The 19,163-nt window shown below is 73.9% G+C and carries 14 protein-coding genes and 2 pseudogenes; 15 read left to right on the top strand and 1 reads right to left on the bottom strand.

Going from position 1 to position 19,163, the window contains the following annotated elements; translation table 11 throughout:
- A pseudogene (locus NT8_RS02900) lies at positions 1–709 on the top strand (LVIVD repeat-containing protein); the annotation flags it as partial.
- A gap of 51 nt (positions 710–760) precedes the next feature.
- On the opposite strand, the gene NT8_RS02895 reads toward NT8_RS02900, so the two are convergent.
- Positions 761–1,981 (bottom strand): hypothetical protein, encoded by a 1,221-nt coding sequence (locus NT8_RS02895; protein ID WP_067963936.1) that lies wholly within the window; start codon positions 1,979–1,981, stop codon positions 761–763.
- Between the two features lie 74 nt (positions 1,982–2,055).
- Between NT8_RS02895 and NT8_RS02890 the strand changes: the two genes are divergently transcribed.
- The 14 genes and pseudogenes from NT8_RS02890 (at position 2,056) to obgE (ending at position 19,101) form a co-directional block, all read left to right on the top strand.
- Positions 2,056–3,402 carry a bifunctional folylpolyglutamate synthase/dihydrofolate synthase gene (locus NT8_RS02890; protein WP_067963934.1) on the top strand — a complete coding sequence of 449 codons (1,347 nt, stop codon included), beginning with the start codon at positions 2,056–2,058 and terminating at the stop codon, positions 3,400–3,402.
- 2 nt (positions 3,403–3,404) lie between these two features.
- Positions 3,405–3,743, top strand: a complete 339-nt coding sequence (locus NT8_RS02885) for a DUF4233 domain-containing protein (RefSeq protein WP_067963932.1) — start codon at positions 3,405–3,407, stop codon at positions 3,741–3,743.
- Between the two features lie 44 nt (positions 3,744–3,787).
- Complete coding sequence (ndk, locus tag NT8_RS02880) at positions 3,788–4,198, top strand: nucleoside-diphosphate kinase (protein WP_067963930.1); 411 nt, start codon at positions 3,788–3,790, stop codon at positions 4,196–4,198.
- Positions 4,199–4,422: 224 nt separating this feature from the next.
- Positions 4,423–5,457, top strand: a complete 1,035-nt coding sequence (locus NT8_RS02875) for a rod shape-determining protein (RefSeq protein WP_067963928.1) — start codon at positions 4,423–4,425, stop codon at positions 5,455–5,457.
- Positions 5,457–6,341, top strand: a pseudogene (mreC, locus tag NT8_RS02870) (rod shape-determining protein MreC); the annotation flags it as partial. The gene NT8_RS02875 and the pseudogene mreC, both read left to right, overlap by 1 nt.
- 245 nt (positions 6,342–6,586) lie before the next feature.
- A complete protein-coding gene (mreD, locus tag NT8_RS02865; protein ID WP_245646005.1) occupies positions 6,587–7,117 on the top strand; it encodes a rod shape-determining protein MreD in 531 nt (176 codons plus the stop codon).
- A 5-nt stretch (positions 7,118–7,122) separates the two neighbouring features.
- Entirely contained in the window at positions 7,123–9,342 is a 2,220-nt protein-coding gene (mrdA, locus tag NT8_RS02860; protein ID WP_067963924.1) for a penicillin-binding protein 2, read from the top strand.
- A 51-nt stretch (positions 9,343–9,393) separates the two neighbouring features.
- Positions 9,394–10,545 (top strand): rod shape-determining protein RodA, encoded by a 1,152-nt coding sequence (rodA, locus tag NT8_RS02855; RefSeq protein ID WP_067963921.1) that lies wholly within the window; start codon positions 9,394–9,396, stop codon positions 10,543–10,545.
- Positions 10,546–10,603: 58 nt separating this feature from the next.
- On the top strand, positions 10,604–12,538 hold the full coding sequence (locus NT8_RS02850) for a TIGR03960 family B12-binding radical SAM protein (RefSeq protein WP_067963919.1): 1,935 nt from the start codon (positions 10,604–10,606) through the stop codon (positions 12,536–12,538).
- A 578-nt stretch (positions 12,539–13,116) separates the two neighbouring features.
- Positions 13,117–13,851 (top strand): TIGR03936 family radical SAM-associated protein, encoded by a 735-nt coding sequence (locus NT8_RS02845; RefSeq protein WP_067963917.1) that lies wholly within the window; start codon positions 13,117–13,119, stop codon positions 13,849–13,851.
- A gap of 151 nt (positions 13,852–14,002) precedes the next feature.
- Positions 14,003–16,852, top strand: a complete 2,850-nt coding sequence (locus NT8_RS02840) for an Rne/Rng family ribonuclease (protein WP_067963915.1) — start codon at positions 14,003–14,005, stop codon at positions 16,850–16,852.
- A 198-nt stretch (positions 16,853–17,050) separates the two neighbouring features.
- Complete coding sequence (rplU, locus tag NT8_RS02835) at positions 17,051–17,362, top strand: 50S ribosomal protein L21 (RefSeq protein WP_067963913.1); 312 nt, start codon at positions 17,051–17,053, stop codon at positions 17,360–17,362.
- A 13-nt stretch (positions 17,363–17,375) separates the two neighbouring features.
- On the top strand, positions 17,376–17,630 hold the full coding sequence (rpmA, locus tag NT8_RS02830; RefSeq protein WP_067963911.1) for a 50S ribosomal protein L27: 255 nt from the start codon (positions 17,376–17,378) through the stop codon (positions 17,628–17,630).
- 106 nt (positions 17,631–17,736) lie between these two features.
- The gene (gene obgE, locus NT8_RS02825) at positions 17,737–19,101 is read left to right on the top strand and encodes a GTPase ObgE (protein WP_067963909.1); all 1,365 of its coding nucleotides are present in this window, start codon (positions 17,737–17,739) and stop codon (positions 19,099–19,101) included.
- The last annotated feature ends 62 nt before the right edge of the window (positions 19,102–19,163 follow it).

Raw genomic sequence — 19,163 nt, 5'->3', positions numbered from 1 at the left:
CCACGACCAGGAGAACCTGCTCCGGCCGACCGAGGGCTGCCACGACATCACCGTCTTCCCCAGCAAGGACATCGCCGCCGCGGCGTGCATGGGCGACGGCCTGATCCTCGACATCAGCGACCGGCTGGAGCCGCGCATCACCGAGCACGTGCGCGACGAGAACTTCGCGTTCTGGCACTCGGCGACGTTCACCAACGACGCCAAGGGCGTCCTGTTCACCGACGAGCTGGGCGGCGGCGGCGCCCCGACCTGCACCGAGGAGATCGGGCCCGAGCGCGGCGCCAACGCCATCTACACGCTGCACGGCAAGCGGAACCCCGAGCTGCGGTTCGCGTCGTACTTCAAGATCGACCGCCACCAGGGCGACCAGGTCTGCGTCGCGCACAACGGGTCGCTGATCCCGGTGCCGGGCAAGGACTACTTCGTGCAGTCCTGGTACCAGGGCGGGGTGTCGGTCATCGACTTCAACAACCCGCGCAAGCCCCGGGAGATCGGCTACTTCGACCCCGACCCGCGCGTGGACGAGTCCGCCGTCGGCGGCGACACCTGGTCCACCTACTACTACAACGGCTACGTCTACTCCTCCGACATCGAGCGGGGCCTGGACGTGCTGCGGCTGGACGACCGCCGCCTGCGCGGCGCCGAGCGCGTCGAGTACGACGAGTTCAACCCGCAGAGCCAGCCGGTCTACCGCCCCGGCCGACGCTGACCCTCCGCACCCCGCGGCCGGGCCCCCGTTCGGGGGCCCGGCCGCGGCGCGTCACACCTCGAACAGCCGCTCGGTGTCGGCGTCCACGAGGCCCAGCACCCGGCCGGTGAAGTACACGGTGCCGAGCACCAGGACCCGCCCGCCCAGAGCGGACAGGTCCGCAGGGGTCAGGTCCTCGGCGCGCACCCGGTCCCAGTCGGCGGGCAGGGCCCGCGCGAACCGCAGGTGGGCGTCGGGCAGCGTGGCCGCCGTCACCGGGACGCCGTCGAGTTCGGCGACCGCGCCCGCCACGTCCTTGTGGTCGGGCAGGCAGAGCAGGACCCGGTCCACCCGCGGCCACCGCCGGCGGGCGTGCTCCAGCGCGGCCCGCACCCCGGTCCGGTCGATCGCGGAGTCGATGATCAGCTCCGTCGCGCCCAGCGTGTGCGCCGACAGCCGGCCCGGCAGCCGGACCGACGCCAGCACCTCGGCCGTGCGCGCCCCCTGCGGGCGGCCGAGCAGGTCGAGCAGGGCCTGCGCGGCACCGCAGCCGAGGTCGGCGGAGGCCGCCGACAGGCCCGCCGGCGCGGGGTCGGGCACCGGGCGCCCGGGCGGCGGCGGCTCGGGCGCCACCCGCCCGCCGGTGGCCGCCCGCACGGTCGCGGCGACCACCGCCGCCACCTCGGGCCGCTGCGGCAGCGACACGAACCGCTCGGTCCGCGGCCCCGCCACGGCGGCCTTCTCCTCGGCGATCTCCTCGACGGTGTCGCCCAGCTTCCCGATGTGCTCGGCGAACACGCTCGCCAGCGCCACCACGCGCGGCCGCGCCAGCCGCAGCTCGTCGCCGCGGCCGCCCATGCCGGCCTCCAGCACGCACGCGCCGGCGCCCCGGCGGCGCGCCTCCAGCAGCCCGGCGACGAGGAACAGCCCGCTCGGCGCCAGGTAGCCGTCCCCGGGCGGGGGCAGCCGCCGCAGCGCGGTCGCGATCTCGGCGGCGTGCCGGTCGAGCACATCGGCGCCGATCGCCGCCCCGTTCACCCGGACCCGCTCGCGCTGGCTGCGCAGGCTCGGGCCGGTCACCGTCACCGTGTCCAGGCCCGCCGCCGCCAGGCAGGCCGACGCGTAGGTGGCGGCGGTGCCCTTGCCCTTGGAGCCGACCACGCCGAGCACCGGCGGGCCGCCGCCGGGCGCCAGCCCCAGCTCGCGCATCAGGGCGGCGGCGCGCGCGAGGTCGCGCCGCTGCCCCGGGCGCCGATCGGCCCACTCCTGGAAGAACACGTCCATGCCGCGCATGGGTCCAGTAGTACAGCAGCACGTCCGCGCGTGAGTACGCTGGACCGCGTGAGCATTCCGACCCCGACCGCACCATGAGCGACACCGGCGCCGACGAGCGCTACGCCCGCGTCATCGCCGAGATCTCCGCCCGCGGCGTCGAGACCGACATCGACCCCACCACCGAGCGCGTCCGCGAGCTGATGGACCTGCTCGGGGAGCCGCAGCGGGGCTACCGGGTGATCCACCTGACCGGGACCAACGGCAAGACGTCCACGGCGCGGATGGTCGACGCGCTGCTGCGTGAACGGCAGTTGCGAGTGGGGCGCTACACCAGCCCGCACCTGCGGACCATGCGCGAGCGCATCGTGATCGACGGCGAGCCGATCTCGGAGCGGCGGTTCGTCGAGGCGTGGGAGGACATCCGGCCCTACGTCGAGATGGTCGACGCAGGGTCCGACGTCCGGCTGTCGTTCTTCGAGGTCCTCACCGCCATGGCCTACGCCGTGTTCGCCGACACCCCGGTCGACGTGGCCGTGGTCGAGGTCGGCATGGGCGGCACGTGGGACGCCACCAACGTGGTCGACGCCGACGTGGCCGTCGTCACGCCCATCTCCGTCGACCACGCCGAGTTCCTGGGCGACACCGTCGACGCCATCGCCGAGGAGAAGTCGGGCATCATCAAGCCCGGCTCCATCGCGGTCCTCGCCCAGCAGCCGCTGCCCGCCGCCGAGGTGCTGCTGCGCCGCGCGGCCGAGGTCGGCGCCCGGGTCGCCCGCGAGGGCCTGGAGTTCGGGGTCGCCCACCGCGACCTCGCCGTCGGCGGCCAGCAGGTCGTCCTCAAGGGCCTGCGCGGCGCGTACGAGAACCTCTTCCTGCCGCTGTTCGGCGCGCACCAGGCGGCCAACGCCGCGGTCGCCGTCGCCGCCGTCGAGGCGTTCGCCGCGCCCGGCGAGGGCGACGACCGGCTCGACCCCGACCTGGTGGCCGCCGCCCTGGCCGCGACCACCTCGCCCGGGCGGCTGGAGGTCGTGCGCACCAGCCCCACCGTCCTGGTCGACGCCGCCCACAACCCGGCCGGGATGGCCGCGACGGCCGCGGCCGTCGACACCGACTTCGGGTTCACCCGCCTGGTCGGGGTGCTCGCGGTCATGGCCGACAAGGACGTCGAGGGCATCCTCGAACCGCTCGAACCACTGCTCGACGAGGTCGTGGTCACCCGCAACTCCTCGCCGCGCAGCCTGGCGCCGGAGGAGCTGCGCGCCGCGGCCGCGGCGGTGTTCGGCCCCGACCGGGTGCACGCCGAACCCCGTCTGGACGACGCCATCGTCACCGCGCTCGCCCTCGCCGAGGAGAGCGGCGAGCCCAGCGGGGCGGGCGTGCTCATCACGGGGTCGGTCGTCACGGCCGGCGACGCCGCCCATCTGATCAAGGGGGAGTGACGGTGCGGGTCATCTGCGCGGTCGTACTCGGGTTCGAGGTCATCGTCATCGGGCTGGCCGTGCCGGTCGCGATCCAGCTCGGCGGCTACCCGCCTGCGCTGGCCGGCGGGGTGTGGGGCGGCCTGGCCGCCGCCGCGCTCGTGCTGGCGGCGCTGCAGCGGTTCCGCTGGGCGTACTACGGCGGCTGGGTGCTGCAGGCGGCGTTCCTGGCGAGCGGGTTCCTCGTGCCGGGGCTCGCCGTGCTCGGCGTCATCTTCGCCGGGCTGTGGATCGCCGGGGTGGTGCTGGGCACCCGCACCGACGCGATGAAGGCGGCCCGGGCGCAACCCGCCGAACGGTAGGGTTTTCCCGCCCGAACCGCACTGCAAACGCGAGGAGTACCACCGTGGAGCGCACCCTTGTCCTGATCAAGCCCGACGGCGTCCGGCGCAACATCATCGGCGAGGTCATCTCCCGCATCGAGCGGCGCGGCCTGAAGATCGTCGCCCTCGACCTGCGGACCCTCGACGCCGACACCGCCAAGACCCACTACGAGGAGCACGCCGCCAAGCCGTTCTTCGAGTCGCTGGTCTCCTTCATCACCGGCGGCCCGCTGGTCGCGATGGTGGTCGAGGGGGAGCGCGCCGTCGAGGCGTTCCGCGCCCTGGCCGGCGCCACCGACCCCGTCGCCGCGGGCCCCGGCACCATCCGCGGCGACTTCGCCCTGGAGGTCCAGCAGAACATCGTGCACGGCTCCGACTCCACCTACTCGGCCGAGCGCGAGATCAAGCTGTTCTTCCCGAACCTGGAGGGCTGACCGCGCGGGGCCGCACCCGGCCCCCGCCCACCCGTCCCAGCGGCGCCGGACCCCGTCCGGCGCTTTTTTCGTGCGCCGGTCCGGTGACGGGCCGGTGTGTTTCCGTAGTCGTTCGACAGCGCAGGGTTACGATACGGGTACTGCATCCGCATCTGCAGGACCGAGTCCGTATTGACCGCCCCGGTGGGCTCTCCCCACCCGCTTGCAGCCGCTGAGGACGCCTCATGACCAATAACCTCGCCTTTCTCGGCCGCGACATGGCGGTAGACCTGGGAACCGCCAACACCCTGGTGTACGTCCGGGGCCGCGGCATCGTGCTGAACGAACCCTCGGTCGTCGCGCTGAACACGTCCACGGGGAAGATCGTCGCGGTCGGCATCGAGGCCAAGCAGATGATCGGCCGCACCCCCGTCAACATCACCGCCGTGCGCCCGCTCAAGGACGGCGTCATCGCCGACTTCGAGATCACCGAGCGCATGCTGCGTTACTTCATCCAGAAGATCCACCGGCGCCGGCACTTCGCCAAACCGCGCATCGTGGTCGCCGTGCCGAGCGGCATCACGTCGGTGGAGCACCGGGCGGTCAAGGAGGCCGGCTACCAGGCCGGCGCGCGCCGCGTCTACATCATCGAGGAGCCCATGGCGGCCGCCATCGGCGCCGGGCTGCCGGTCCACGAGCCCACCGGCAACATGGTGGTCGACATCGGCGGCGGCACCACCGAGGTCGCCGTGATCTCCATGGGCGGCATCGTCACCTCGCAGTCGATCCGCGTGGGCGGCGACGAGCTGGACCAGGCCATCATGACGTTCGTCAAGAAGGAGTACTCCCTGATGATCGGGGAGCGCACCGCCGAGGAACTCAAGGTCGCCATCGGCTCGGCCTACCCCACGGGCACCGAGGAGCTGCACGCCGAGGTCCGCGGCCGCGACCTGGTCAGCGGGCTGCCGAAGACCGTCGTGATGTCGGCCGCCGACGTCCGCCAGGCCATCGACGAACCCGCCACCGCGATCGTCGACGCCGTCCGCACCACCCTCGACAAGTGCCCGCCGGAGCTGTCCGGCGACATCATGGACCGCGGCATCGCGGTCACCGGGGGCGGCGCGATGCTGCGCGGCCTGGACGACCGGCTGCGGCACGAGACCGGCATGCCCATCCACGTCGCGGAGAACGCGCTCGACTCCGTCGCCATCGGGTCGGGCACCTGCGTCGAGAACTACGAGCGCCTGAACCAGGTCCTCGTCCCGGAACGGCGGCGCTGATGCCCCGCGGCGCCCCGAAGGCGCGGCTGGCGCTGGGTGTGCTCGTCGCGGCGTCGGTCGCGCTCATCGTGCTCGACTCCCGCGACGGCGTGAACCCGGTGACCGGGGCGGCGCGCCTGGCGGGGGAGACCGCGTTCGCTCCGCTGTCCGCGGGGGTGTCGGCGCTGTCGGGGCCCATGTCCGGCGCCCTCGACACGGTCGCCGCCGCACCGGGCGCCGCCGACCGCATCGCCGAACTGGAGAAGGCCAACCAGGACCTGCGGGCCGAACTCGCCGCCCGCGACCGCGACGCCGGCCGCTCCGCCCAGCTCGGCGACCTGCTGCACCTGTCCGGCCTGGGCGGCTACGAGATCGTCCCCGCGCAGGCCGTCACCCGGGTGTCGCCGCGCGGCTATGCCGACGCGGTCACCCTCGACGTCGGCACCCGCGACGGCGTCGCCGAGGACATGACCGTCATCAACGGCGACGGCCTGGTCGGCCGCGTCGTCCAGGCCGGCCGGTCCACCTCCACGGTGCTGCTGATCACCGACGGCGCCTCGGCGGTGGGTGCCCGCCTGGAGGGCTCCCGCGAGATCGGCGTCGCCGACGGCGGATCCGGGTTCCTCGGCGACGGCGCCCCGCTGCGCTTCGAACTGATGAGCGCCGACGCCCGTGTCAAGGAGGGCGACCGGGTCGTCACCCTGGGGTCGCACGACGGTACCCCGTTCGTGCCGGGCGTGCCGGTGGGCACCGTGACCGAGGTCGAGAAGACCCCCGGCGCGATCACCCGCACGGCCGACCTGGAGCCCGCCGTCGACATCGGCACCCTGGACGTCGTCGGCGTGGTCGTCGGCGGCCCGCCCGAGGACCCGCGCGACTCCGTGCTGCCGCCCCGCGAGCGCCCCGGCGACGCCGCCGAACCCGCGTCCGGCGGCGACCCTGCCGACGCCGCCGACGAACCCGCCGCCGAGGACGACGCCGGGGACGGCGCGGCCCGCGACACGGAGGAGGCCGAGGCCGCCGAACCCTCCGCGCCGGCGGACGCGCCGCCCCCGGACGGCGGCGGTACCGAAGGCGACCCCGCCCGCGAGGAGGACGCCGCGGCCGGCGCCCCCGGCGGCGACGGACCGGAGGGGCGGTGAAGGCGGCGGTGGCCGCGACCGCGGTCGTGCTGGCCGTGCTCGTCCAGGCGGTGCTGGTCAACCGGCTCGCGCTGCCGGGCGGAGCGGCGCCCGACCTGGTGGTCCTGGCGGTCACCGGGGTGGCGCTGTTCACCGGCCCCGTCGCGGGCGCCTGCACCGGCTTCGCCGCCGGGCTGGCCCTGGACCTGCTGCCGCCCGCCGACCACGAACTCGGACGCGGGGCGCTGGTGCTCTGCCTCGCCGGCTACGCGATCGCCGCCATGCGCGCCCCCGAGAAGCGGACCGGCGCCCAGCCGTACGCGGTGGCGGCCGCCGCCACGCTCGGCACGGCGCTGCTCTTCGCCTTCATCGGCCTGGTGGTCGGCGACGCCCGGTTCGGCGTGCTGGACGTGCTGCTCGCCGCCACGCTGACCCTGCTGATGACACTGGTGGTGAGCCCCCTGGTGCTGTGGCCGCTGACGGCGGCGATGCGCCGGCTCACCCGGGAGAGCTACGCGTCCTTCGCGACCGCGCCGTGGGCCGGGGGGATGGGGGGATGAGGGGGATGCGCAGTCCGCAGCGCCGGCACCGCCGCGCGGCCCGCGCCGAGGCCGCCGCCGCCCGGCGGCCCGGCCGCACGGGCCTGCTGGTCACCCAGGTCCTGGTCCTCACGCTGTTCGCCACGCTCCTGGTCCGCATGTGGTACCTCCAGGTGCCCATGGCCGACCACTTCCGCAGCCTGGCCGAGGCCAGCCACACCCAGACCCTGATCGTGCCGGCCACCCGCGGCCAGATCCTCGACGCCGTCGGCCGCCCGCTGGTGCGCAACCGCACCGAACTGGTGGTGTCCGCCGACTACCACGCGCTGATGGCGCAGGACGACGGCGGCGACGCGGTGCTGCGGCGCCTCGCCGGCGTCCTCGACCGGCCGTTCGAGGAGCTGCGGCAGCGCACCCGCCTGTGCGGCCCCGACGTGCCCCGCCCGTGCTGGCCGGGGTCGCCCTACCAGCCGATCTCGCTGGCCGAGGACGTCGACCCCAAGGTCGCGCTGCAGATCATGGAGCGCCGCGAGGAGTTCCCGGCCATCTCGGCGCAGCAGCAGGCCCAGCGCGAGCACACCCGGGGCAGCGCCGCCGTGCAGACCCTCGGCTACCTGTCGCCCATCACCGCCCAGGAGCTGGAGGAGCGCGAGAACCTGCGCACCCAGTTCACCGGCGTCGACCAGGTCGGCCGCGACGGCCTGGAGGCCGCCTACGACGAGGAGCTGCGCGGCACCGCGGGCCGGCGCCGGCTCGGCGTCGACAACATGGGCAACGTGACCGGCGTGGTCCACGAGTCGCCCTCCCAGCCCGGCATGCACCTCGTCACCAGCCTGGACCGCCGGGTGCAGGACATCGTCGAGGAGGCGCTGGCGCGCGGCGTGAAGCGCTCGCGCAACGAGGGCAACCCGGCCGACGCCGCGGCGGGCGTGGTCATGGACGTCCGCACCGGCCGGATCGTGGCCATGGCCAGCCTGCCCACCTACGACCCCGAGGTCTGGGACGGCGGCATCGACCAGGAGACCTACGACGGCCTGCTCAGCGAGAAGGCGGGCGAACCGCTCATCTCCCGGGCGGTGCAGGGCCAGTTCCCGCCCGGTTCCACGTTCAAGGTGTCCTCGCTGGCCGCGGCGGCCGAGAACGGGTACTCGCTCGACGCGGACTACGCCTGCCCCAGCTCCATCACGGTGGGCGGCCGGTCCTTCCAGAACTTCGAGGGCAACGCCCACGGCACCCTCGACCTGCACCGGGCGATCGTGGTGTCCTGCAACACCGTGTTCTACAAGCTCGGCTACGACATGTGGCGCAAGGACGGCGGCATCAAGCCCAAGGGCGAACCCGAGGACGCCATGGCCGCGATGGCGACCGGGTTCGGGTTCGGTGCCCCGACCGGCATCGACCTGCCGCACGAGGTGCCCGGCCGCATCCCCGACCGCGAGTGGAAGCGCGAGTACTGGGAGGCCGGGCGCGAGGACGCCTGCGCGCGCGCCGAGAACGGCTACCCCGAGGTCGCCAAGGACGACCCCGGCCACGCCGACTACCTCAAGCGCGCCGCCGAGGAGTTCTGCGTCGACGGCTACGCCTGGCGGGCCGGCGACGCCGTGAACTTCGCCATCGGCCAGGGCGACGTCCTCGTCACCCCGCTGCAGCTCGCCCGCGCCTACGCCGCCATCGCCAACGGCGGCACCCTGTGGGAGCCCCGCGTGGGCAAGGGCTTCGTCTCGGCCGACGGCAAGCAGACGCGGGAGATCCCGCCGGTCAAGGCCGGGGAGCTGCCGGTGAGCGACGCGACCCTGGACTACCTGCGCGGCGCGCTGACCGACGTGCCCAAGGAGGGCACCGCGCAGGGGGCGTTCGACGGCTTCCCGCAGGACCGGGTGTCCATCGCGGGCAAGACCGGCACCGCGACCCTGCTCGGCCGGCACGAGTCCGCCTGGTTCGCCTCCTTCGCCCCCGCCGACGACCCGCGGTTCGCGGTGGTGGTCCTCATCTCCCAGGGCGGCACCGGCGGCGCCATGGCCGCCCCCGTCGCCCGCGACATCTACGACGGCATCTACGGGTTCCCGCCGAAGAGCGACGGCGCCCCGCCCGAGTCGGAGCGCGGCGACGCTCCCGGCGAGGCCGACGCGCGCAAACCCGAGGACGAGCCGCTCGCGCCCGCGATCCCGGGCGGGGTGCCGCCCGCGGAACTGCCGACGGTCCGCCCGGACGGCACGATCGTCGCCCCCGAGGGCTACGCGGACTGAGCCGCTCCACCCGCCGCCACCGCACCGGACGTCCGGAAGTGAGGAGACGCCATGACCGCCGTCTCGCCCCGCACCTACCTGACGCGTGCGACCTCGGCGATCCCGCGCCGGCTCGACGGCGTGCTGCTCTACTCCGTCGCGGCGCTGTCGGCCATCGGCCTGCTGCTGGTGTGGGCGGCCACGTCCGGCACGGACAACCCGGCCGCGTCGACCGGGCACGTGCGCCGCCAGGCGGTCCACCTGGTGCTGGGCGCCGTGGCCTGCCTGGCCGTCGCCGCCGTCGACTACCGGCTCATCCGCGCCTACACCTCCGTGGTCTACGCGCTGGCCACGGTCGGCCTGATCCTGGTGCTGACCCCGCTGGGCGCCACCATCAACGGGTCGCGCTCGTGGGTGGTGATCGGCGGGTTCCAGGCGCAGCCGGGCGAGGTCGCCAAGATCGCCCTGGTGCTGGGCGTGGCCATGCTGCTGGGCGAACCGCGCGACGGCGAGCACCGGCCGACCACCCGCGACGTGCTGTTCAGCCTGGTCGCGCTGGCCGTGCCGCTCGGCCTCATCCTGGCCCAGCCGGACCTCGGCACCGCCATGGTGCTGGGCTGCATCTACCTCGGCATGCTCGCCCTGTCGGGGGCGCCGGTGCGGTGGGTCACCGGGCTGATCGGCTGCGGCATCGCGGCGGCGTTCAGCGTCTGGTGGTTCGGGCTGCTCAAGGACTACCAGATCGCCCGGTTCACCAGCTTCGTCGACCCCACCGCCGACCCGCGCGGCACCGGCTACAACGCCAACCAGGCCAAGATCGCGGTGGGGTCGGGCGGGTTCAACGGGACCGGCCTGTTCCAGGGCGAGCACACCAGCGGCCGGTTCGTGCCCGAGCAGCACACCGACTTCATCTTCACCGTCGCCGGCGAGGAGCTGGGCTTCGTCGGCGGCGCGGTCATCCTCGCCCTGCTCGCCCTCGTGGTGTGGCGGGTGCTGCGCATCGCGTCGGGCTGCGAGCAGCCGTTCGGCCGGCTGGTGTGCGTCGGGGTGGCGGCGTGGCTCTGCTTCCAGTGCTTCATCAACATCGGGATGACGCTGGGCATCATGCCCATCACCGGCCTGCCCCTGCCGTTCGTGTCCTACGGGGGCACCGCCACGATCGCCAACCTCATGGCGATCGGGCTGGTCCTGGGCATCCAGGCCCGTGAGCACACGTACGAGTGAACCCACCCCGCCGACTAGGCTGGGACCCACGTGCCGCAGGAAGCCAGGGGGACCCCACATGCCCATCGAAAGCGTGTTCCCGCGACTGGAGGCGCTGCTCCCGCGGGTGCAGAAACCCGTCCAGTACGTCGGCGGAGAGCTGAACTCCGTCGTCGGCGACTGGGACGCGGCCGAGGTGCGCTGGGCGCTGATGTACCCGGACGCCTACGAGGTCGGCGTGCCCAACCAGGGCATCCAGATCCTGTACGAGGTGCTCAACGAGCGCGAGGGCGTTCTCGCCGAGCGCACCTACGCGGTCTGGCCCGACCTCGAACGGCTCATGCGCGAGCACGGCGTGCCCCAGTTCACGGTCGACGCCCACCGCCCCGTCGGCGCGTTCGACGTGCTCGGCGTCAGCTTCGCCAGCGAGATGGGCTACACCAACCTGTTCACCGCGCTCGACCTCGCCGGCATCCCGCTGCGCTCGGCCGACCGCGGCGAAGACCACCCGGTGGTGCTCGCCGGCGGGCACTCCGCGTTCAACCCCGAGCCGATCGCCGACCACCTCGACGCGGTCGTGCTGGGCGACGGCGAGGAGATCGCGCTCGCGATCTCCGAGATCATCCGCGAGTGGAAGCGCGAGGGGCGCCCCGACGGCCGCGACGGCCTGCTGCTGCGCCTGGCGGCCGGCGGCGGCGTGTACGTCCCGCGGTTCTACGACGTCACCTACCTGCCCGACGGCCGTATCGAGCGCTACACGCCCAACCGGCCCGGTGTGCCGTGGACCGTGCAGAAGCACACGGTCATGGACCTCGACCAGTGGCCGTACCCGAAGAACCCCATCGTGCCGCTGGCCGAGTCGGTCCACGAGCGCTACAGCGTCGAGATCTTCCGCGGCTGCACCCGCGGCTGCCGGTTCTGCCAGGCCGGGATGATCACCCGCCCGGTGCGCGAGCGCGGCTTCGAGACCGTCACCCGCATGGTCGAGCAGGGGGTGAAGTCCTCGGGGTTCCAGGAGGTCGGCCTGCTGTCGCTGTCCAGCGCCGACCACAGCGAGATCGGCGCCATCGCCAAGGGCCTGGCCGACCGCTACGAGGGCACCAACACCGGGCTGTCGCTGCCCTCCACCCGGGTCGACGCCTTCAACATCGACCTCGCCAACGAGCTGACCCGCAACGGCCGCCGCTCCGGGCTCACCTTCGCCCCCGAGGGCGGCAGCGAGCGCATGCGGCGGGTGATCAACAAGATGGTCACCGAGGCCGACCTCATCCGCACCGTCACCGCCGCCTACGCCGCCGGCTGGCGCCAGGTGAAGCTCTACTTCATGTGCGGGCTGCCCACCGAGACCGACGACGACGTGCTGGCCATCGCCGACCTCGCCCGCGAGGTCATCCGCACCGGCCGCGAGGTCACCGGCCGGTCCGACATCCGCTGCACCGTCTCCATCGGCGGGTTCGTGCCCAAGCCGCAGACCCCGTTCCAGTGGGCCGGCCAGACGTCGGCCGAGGTGGTCGACGCCCGGCTGCGCCGGCTCCGCGACACGCTGCGCGCCGACCGGCGCTACGGCAAGTCCATCGGCCTGCGCTACCACGAGGGGCGGCCCTCGGTCATCGAGGGGCTGCTGTCGCGCGGCGACCGCCGCGTCGGCGCCGTCGTCGAGCGGGTCTGGCGCGACGGCGGCCGGTTCGACGGGTGGAGCGAGCACTTCTCCTACGACCGCTGGGCCGGCGCCGCCGAGGCCGTGTTCGCGGACACCCCGGTCGACCTCGACTGGTTCACCGTGCGCGAGCGCGCCGAGGACGAGGTGCTGCCCTGGGACCACCTCGACGCCGGGCTCGACCGCGGCTGGCTCTGGCAGGACTGGCAGGACGCGCTGCACGGCGACGAGTCGGTCGAGGTCGACGACTGCCGGTGGAACCCCTGCTACGACTGCGGCGTGTGCCCGAGCATGGGTACCGAAATCCAGATCGGACCGGGTGAGGGGCGGAAATCCCTGCCGCTGACCGTGGTCTGAGCGGGACGCGATCGACCCGGAGGGGGATCGGCGCCGCGCGGTCCGGGGAGACCCGGGAGAGAACGAGGTATGGCCCGGCGCCCCGCTCGCGCCGGGCCATACGTGTACTAAGACGGGCCAGGGGGCGGGGAGGTTTGCACGCCGGCGCGGATTCCCGGGATTTTTTTCGGCCCCGGCCGGAGGCCCAGGTCAGCGTCCGACGGGTCCGGGAGGGCCGCGGCGGGGCTCTCCGCGATCCGCGGCCGCCAACGCTTTTCAACCGGTGCCCCGGCGGGAACAGCACATACGTGTGCGTCCGGCGACCGGGCGCGGCGACATCCGGTCATCCGCCGAACCGTCCGCTCCGCGGGCCGGAGCGGCCTTGACCCCGGGCCGGTGGCGCGCGCTCCCCGGCGCACACCGTACGCTGAGGTAAGACGTGAATCTCCCAGGTGGGGGTCTCAGGGAGGAATCTCCTCCCACCACGGGAGACATCGAGGAAAGGAGTAGCGCTGCCCCCCGCACCCGAGGGCACCACCTCGCCCTCCACCGGACACCCGGGCCAGCGGTTGCGCGTCCGCTACGCCAAGCGCGGCCGGATGCGGTTCGCGAGCCATCGCGACATCGCACGCGCGCTGGAGCGGGCGCTGCGCCGGGCCGAGGTGCCCGTCGCGTTCTCCGCGGGGTTCACGCCGCACCCGAAGATCTCCTACACCGGCGCCGCCCCCACGGGGGTGGCGAGCGAGGCGGAGTACTTCGAACTCACCCTGGCCGAACCCCGCGACCCCGGGCAGGTGCGTGCCCGGCTCGACGCGGCCATGCCCGACGGGCTCGACGTGGTCGAGGTCGTCGGAGCGTCGCCGGGCGGTCTCGCCGACCGCCTGGAAGCATCGGAGTGGCAGGTGGACATGCACGGCGTCGCCCCCGACGACGCCGAGCAGGCGGTGGCCGCGTTCCTCGCGGCCGACGCCGTGGAAGTGGAGCGGCTCACCAAGAAGGGCCGACGCCGCTTCGACGCCCGCGCGGCGGTCCTGCGCATGCGGGTCGACGGGCGCGGCACAACAGAGCAAGACGAGACATATGCCATACTTCGGATGGTCGTCCGGCACACGACACCTGCCGTTCGACCGGACGACGTGGTGACCGGCCTTCGTCAGGTGGCCGGCCTCGCGCCGCCGTCATCACCGGTGATGACCCGGCTGGCGCAGGGGCCGCTCGACGAGGCGTCCGACGCGATCGCCGATCCGCTGGCAGCGGATGACCAGGCCGATCCGGACGGACGCGCGGGACCACCGCGGCCGTCCTCGCCCACACGGAGTTCACCGCATGCGTGACCTCCTTCGGGGGTGGGCGACTCATGACGACTTTGCGCCGGCGGCGGGCACACCGCTTCCGGCGCCGACACAGCGACGACAGTCCTCGCGCGCAGCGGCCGCGGCCTCGCGCCGGTGCCGCGCCCGGGGACTCTGACGGGAGACCGCCCGGATGCTCGACAACGAGCCCAACAGCGGTGCCGACGGCACCGCGGGTACAACTGAAACCTCGGAGACCGGCCGCACCACCACCTTCGCGCCGCCGCAGGACGGTGAGGTCCGCGTGAGCGGGCCCACCGGCCGGCGCAGCGGGGCGTCCCGTTCGGCCGGTCCGCCGCCCGAGCCCGACCCCGCGCCCGTCGCCGACGGACCGCTGACCACGCTCGCGGGCGCGGTCGAGGCCGCGCCGCCCGTCGAGTCCGTCCCGGCCGAGGCGGAGCCCGCGGTGGAGGCCGCCGCGCCCGAGCCCGCCGCCGAGGAGAAGCCCAAGCGGACCCGCGCGCGCCGCACCACCGCCGCCGCCTCCTCCGCCGACGACAAGCCCAAGCGCACCCGTGCGCGCCGCGCCGCGGCCCCCGCGGCGGAGCCGCCGGCCGCCGACGACGCCGCCCCCGCGCCCACCGCCGAGGAGCCGGCCGCGGAGCCCGCGACGGCGCCGGGCGTGGCGTTCCAGCCGCCGATGGTGGTGTTCCAGCCGCCCGTCGCGCCCATCACCCCCGCCGCGGGCAACGGCGCCGCCCACGACGACGACTCCGACGACGACACCGCCGACGACGACGACGTCTACTCCGGCATGGCCGACGACGACGTCGACACCGACACCGACACCGAGGCCGACGCCGCCCACGACGACGACTCCGACGACGACGACCGCCCGTCGCGCCGCCGCCGGCGCCGCGGCGGCCGCGGCCGGGGCAAGTCCCGCATCGGCGAGGACGACACCGACACCGAGCCCGCCGCCGAGGTGGCGGAGCCCGAGCCGGAGGCCCGCGACGCCGCCGACACCGACACCGACGACGGCGAGTCCGGCGGCAGCCGCCGGCGCCGCCGCCGCCGGCGCCGCTCGGGCGGCGACGACGACGCGCCCGCCCAGGACGACCCGCCCAACACGGTGGTGCGGGTGCGCGAGCCCCGCGCCGAGAAGCCGATCGAGGACGAGGTCCAGGCGGTCCGGGGCTCCACCCGCCTGGAGGCCAAGAAGCAGCGCCGCCGCGAGGGCCGCGAGCAGGGCCGCCGCCGCACGCCCATCATCACCGAGTCCGAGTTCCTGGCCCGGCGCGAGGCTGTCAAGCGCGACCTGGTGATCCGCCGGACCGGCGAGCGCACCCAGATCGCGGTGCTGGAGGACGACGTCCTCGTCGAGCACTACGTCGACCGCGCCACCCACAAGTCCTACGTCGGCAACGTCTACCTGGGCCGCGTGCAGAACGTGCTGCCGTCGATGGAGGCCGCGTTCGTCGACATCGGCAAGGGCCGCAACGCCGTCCTCTACGCGGGCGAGGTCAACTGGGACGCGTCCGGGCTGGAGGGCCAGCCCAAGCGGATCGAGTCGGTGCTGAAGTCGGGCCAGTCGGTGCTCGTGCAGGTCACCAAGGACCCGCTCGGCCACAAGGGCGCCCGGCTGACCAGCCAGATCAGCCTCCCCGGCCGCTACCTGGTGTACGTGCCCGACGGCTCCATGACCGGGATCAGCCGGAAGCTCCCGGACAAGGAGCGCGCCCGGCTGAAGCAGATCCTGAAGAAGGTGATGCCGGAGAACGCCGGCGTCATCGTGCGCACCGCCGCCGAGGGGGCGAGCGAGGAGGAGCTGGAGCGCGACATCTCGCGCCTGGCCGCGCAGTGGGAGTCCATCAAGCGCAAGTCCAAGTCGGCCACGGCGCCCGCGCTGCTCAACAGCGAGCCCGACCTCACGGTCAAGGTCGTGCGCGACGTCTTCAACGAGGACTTCTCCAGCCTGGTGGTGGCCGGCGGCGACGCCTGGGAGACCGTGCGCGAGTACGTCGACTACGTCGCGCCGAACCTGGCCGAGCGGGTCTCGCACTGGACCGGCGACCGCGACGTGTTCGAGGCGTACCGGATCGACGAGCAGATCGCCAAGGCGCTGGACCGCAAGGTGTGGCTGCCCAGCGGCGGCTCCCTGGTCATCGACCGCACCGAGGCCATGACCGTGGTCGACGTCAACACCGGCAAGTTCACCGGTCAGGGCGGCAACCTCGAGGAGACCGTCACCAAGAACAACCTGGAGGCGGCCGAGGAGATCGTCCGCCAGCTGCGGTTGCGCGACATCGGCGGCATCATCGTGATCGACTTCATCGACATGGTGCTGGAGAGCAACCGCGACCTCGTGCTGCGCCGGATGCTGGAGTGCCTGTCGCGCGACCGCACCAAGCACCAGGTCGCCGAGGTCACCTCGCTCGGGTTGGTGCAGATGACCCGCAAGCGCGTCGGGCAGGGCCTGCTGGAGGCGTTCTCGCACACCTGCGAGCACTGCGGCGGCCGCGGCCTGGTCATCTCCACCGAGCCCGTCGAGGCCCGGGGCGGCGGCAACGGCGGCCAGAGCGGCAGCGGCGGCGGCAAGAAGAAGAAGGGCCGCGCCGACAAGGGCGACGACAAGGCCAAGGACGACAAGCCCAAGGGCGAGGACAAGTCGGCCAAGGCCGACGACGCCGCCGCCAAGGGCGAGGAGCAGGCCGAGTCCGGTCCGGCGCCCGCGGACACCGCGGGCGAGGCGACCGGGGCGGCGGCCGAGACCGCCGAGCCGGCCGCCGCGGAGGGTGCCGAGCCCGCCGCGGCCCCGGCCAAGACCCGCAAGGCGCCCGCCAAGCGGGCGTCGCGGAAGAAGGCCGCCCCCGCCGCCGAGGCGCCGGCCGCCGCGGACGCCGCGGCGGAGTCCGGCGACGCCGACACCGCCCCGGCCGAGGGCGCCGACGCCGAGTCGGGGGCCGAGCAGCGGCCGCGCCGGCGCCGTACCCGCCGCACCAAGGCGGCGGCGCCGGAGTCGGCCGTGGTCGAAGCGGGCTGATATGCGGGCGTGCCGGGCGCCGACCAGCGGGTGGTAACCTAATGGTCGGTGCGTCGGCGCGCCCCCAATGTTCGCGCGCCCGAGACCTGCTACCGATCCGGTGGCCCCACGGCGGGCGAACGGGTCGACGGTCGATTTTGAGCGCATTCCGATCCCCGCCCCGCGGGGATGGTCCACGAGCAGGAAGAGAGTTCCCCGGTGTACGCGATCGTGCGAGCGGGCGGCCGACAGGAGAAGGTGGCTGTCGATGACGTCTTGGACATCGACAGGGTCTCCGACGAGGCCGGTTCGACGCTGACGTGGGAGCCGCTGCTTGTCGTCAACGACGGCAAGGTCATCAGCGACACCACGGAGCTGAGCGGCTACCAGGTCACCGCCGAGGTCATCGGCGAGACCAAGGGCCCGAAGATCAACATCCTGAAGTACAAGAACAAGACCGGTTACAAGAAGCGCCAGGGTCACCGCCAGAAGTACACCCAGGTGCGCGTCACCGGCATCGCCGCGAAGTAGGGGAGGGCTCGACATGGCACACAAGAAGGGCGCGTCGTCCAGCCGTAACGGGCGCGACTCCAACGCGCAGCGCCTCGGCGTCAAGCGCTTCGGCGGCCAGACCGTCAAGGCCGGCGAGATCCTCGTCCGCCAGCGCGGCACGCACTTCCACCCGGGCGACAACGTCGGCCGCGGTGGTGACGACACCCTGTTCGCGCTCGTCGCGGGCCAGGTGCAGTTCGGCAACCGTCGCGGCCGCAAGGCCGTCAACATCGTTCCGAGCGCCTAGTCGTCGGCACGACTCCGGGGCGGGCCAGATGACGTCATCTGGCCCGCCTCGCGCGCGTTCGGGCGCATACGCTGGGCACAGGCTCTAGGCCACGGGGAGTGGAGACATGCCGGACTTCGTCGACGAAGCCGTCCTGCACATCAAGGCGGGTGACGGCGGGCACGGGTGTGCCTCCATCCACCGTGAGAAGTTCAAGCCGCTGGGCGGCCCCGACGGCGGCAACGGCGGCCGGGGCGGCGACGTCGTCCTGGAGGTCGACCCGCAGGCGGCCACGCTGCTCGACTACCAGCGCCGTCCGCACCGCAAGGCGCGCAACGGCACCCCGGGGCAGGGCGGCCACCGCTCCGGCGCCAACGGCGACGACCTGGTGCTGCCGGTCCCCGACGGCACGGTCGTGACCACCCCCGACGGCGAGCCGATCGCCGACCTGGTCGGCGCGGGCACCCGGCTGGTGATCGCGCGCGGCGGCAGCGGCGGGCTGGGCAACGCCGCCCTGGCCTCCGCCAAGCGCAAGGCGCCGGGGTTCGCCCTCAAGGGCGAGGAGGGGGAGTCCCTCGACGTCCGCATGGAGATCAAGACCATCGCCGACGCCGGGCTGGTCGGGTTCCCCAGCGCCGGCAAGTCCTCGCTGATCGCCGCGCTGTCGGCGGCGCGGCCCAAGATCGCCGACTACCCGTTCACCACGCTGGTGCCCAACCTGGGCGTGGTCGAGGCCGGCGCGGTCCAGTACGTGGTGGCCGACGTCCCGGGCCTCATCCCCGGCGCCAGTGAGGGCCGCGGGCTCGGGCTCGCGTTCCTGCGGCACGTGGAGCGCTGCTCCACGCTGGTGCACGTGCTCGACTGCGCGACCTACGAGCAGGGCCGCGACCCCATCAGCGACCTCGACGCGATCGAGGCCGAGCTGGCCGCCTACGGGGCGCGCACCGGGGTCGACCTGTCCGACCGGCCGCGGATCGTCGTCCTGAACAAGGTCGACGTGCCCGACGGCCGCGAACTCGCCGAGTTCGTCACGCCCATGCTGCACGAGCGGGGCCTGAAGGTCGTCGCGGTGTCGGCCGCCACCCGCGAGGGCCTGCGCGAGCTGGCGTTCGCCATGGGCGAGCTGGTCGACGCCGCGCGCGCGGCCCGCCCCGTGCCCGAGCCCACCCGTGTGGTGCTGCGCCCGCGCGAGCTCGGCGAGACCCCGTTCGAGGTCGTCGCCCTCGGCGACAACACGTTCCGGGTGCGCGGCGACAAGCCCGCCCGGTGGGTGCGCCAGACCGACTTCGCCAACGAGGAGGCGGTGGGCTACCTCGCCGACCGCCTCAACCGGCTCGGCATCGAGGAGGCGCTGGCCAAGGCCGGCGCGACCGAGGGCGCCGAGGTCTACATCGGCGCCGAGGACGACTCCGTGGTGTTCGACTGGGACCCCTCCATCGACGCCGGGCACATCCCGATCGGCCCGCGCGGCACCGACTCCCGGCTGGGCTGACGCCGCGCGGGGGGCCCGCGGGCCCGGCCGCCGATCGTACGAGGGACCACGGAGAGCAGCGA

Source organism: Nocardiopsis trehalosi NBRC 14201 (assembly GCF_001552555.1).
GTDB lineage: Bacteria > Actinomycetota > Actinomycetes > Streptosporangiales > Streptosporangiaceae > Nocardiopsis_B > Nocardiopsis_B trehalosi.
Note: the sequence above shows the minus strand (reverse complement) of the source record. Positions and strands in the feature narration are given on the sequence as shown.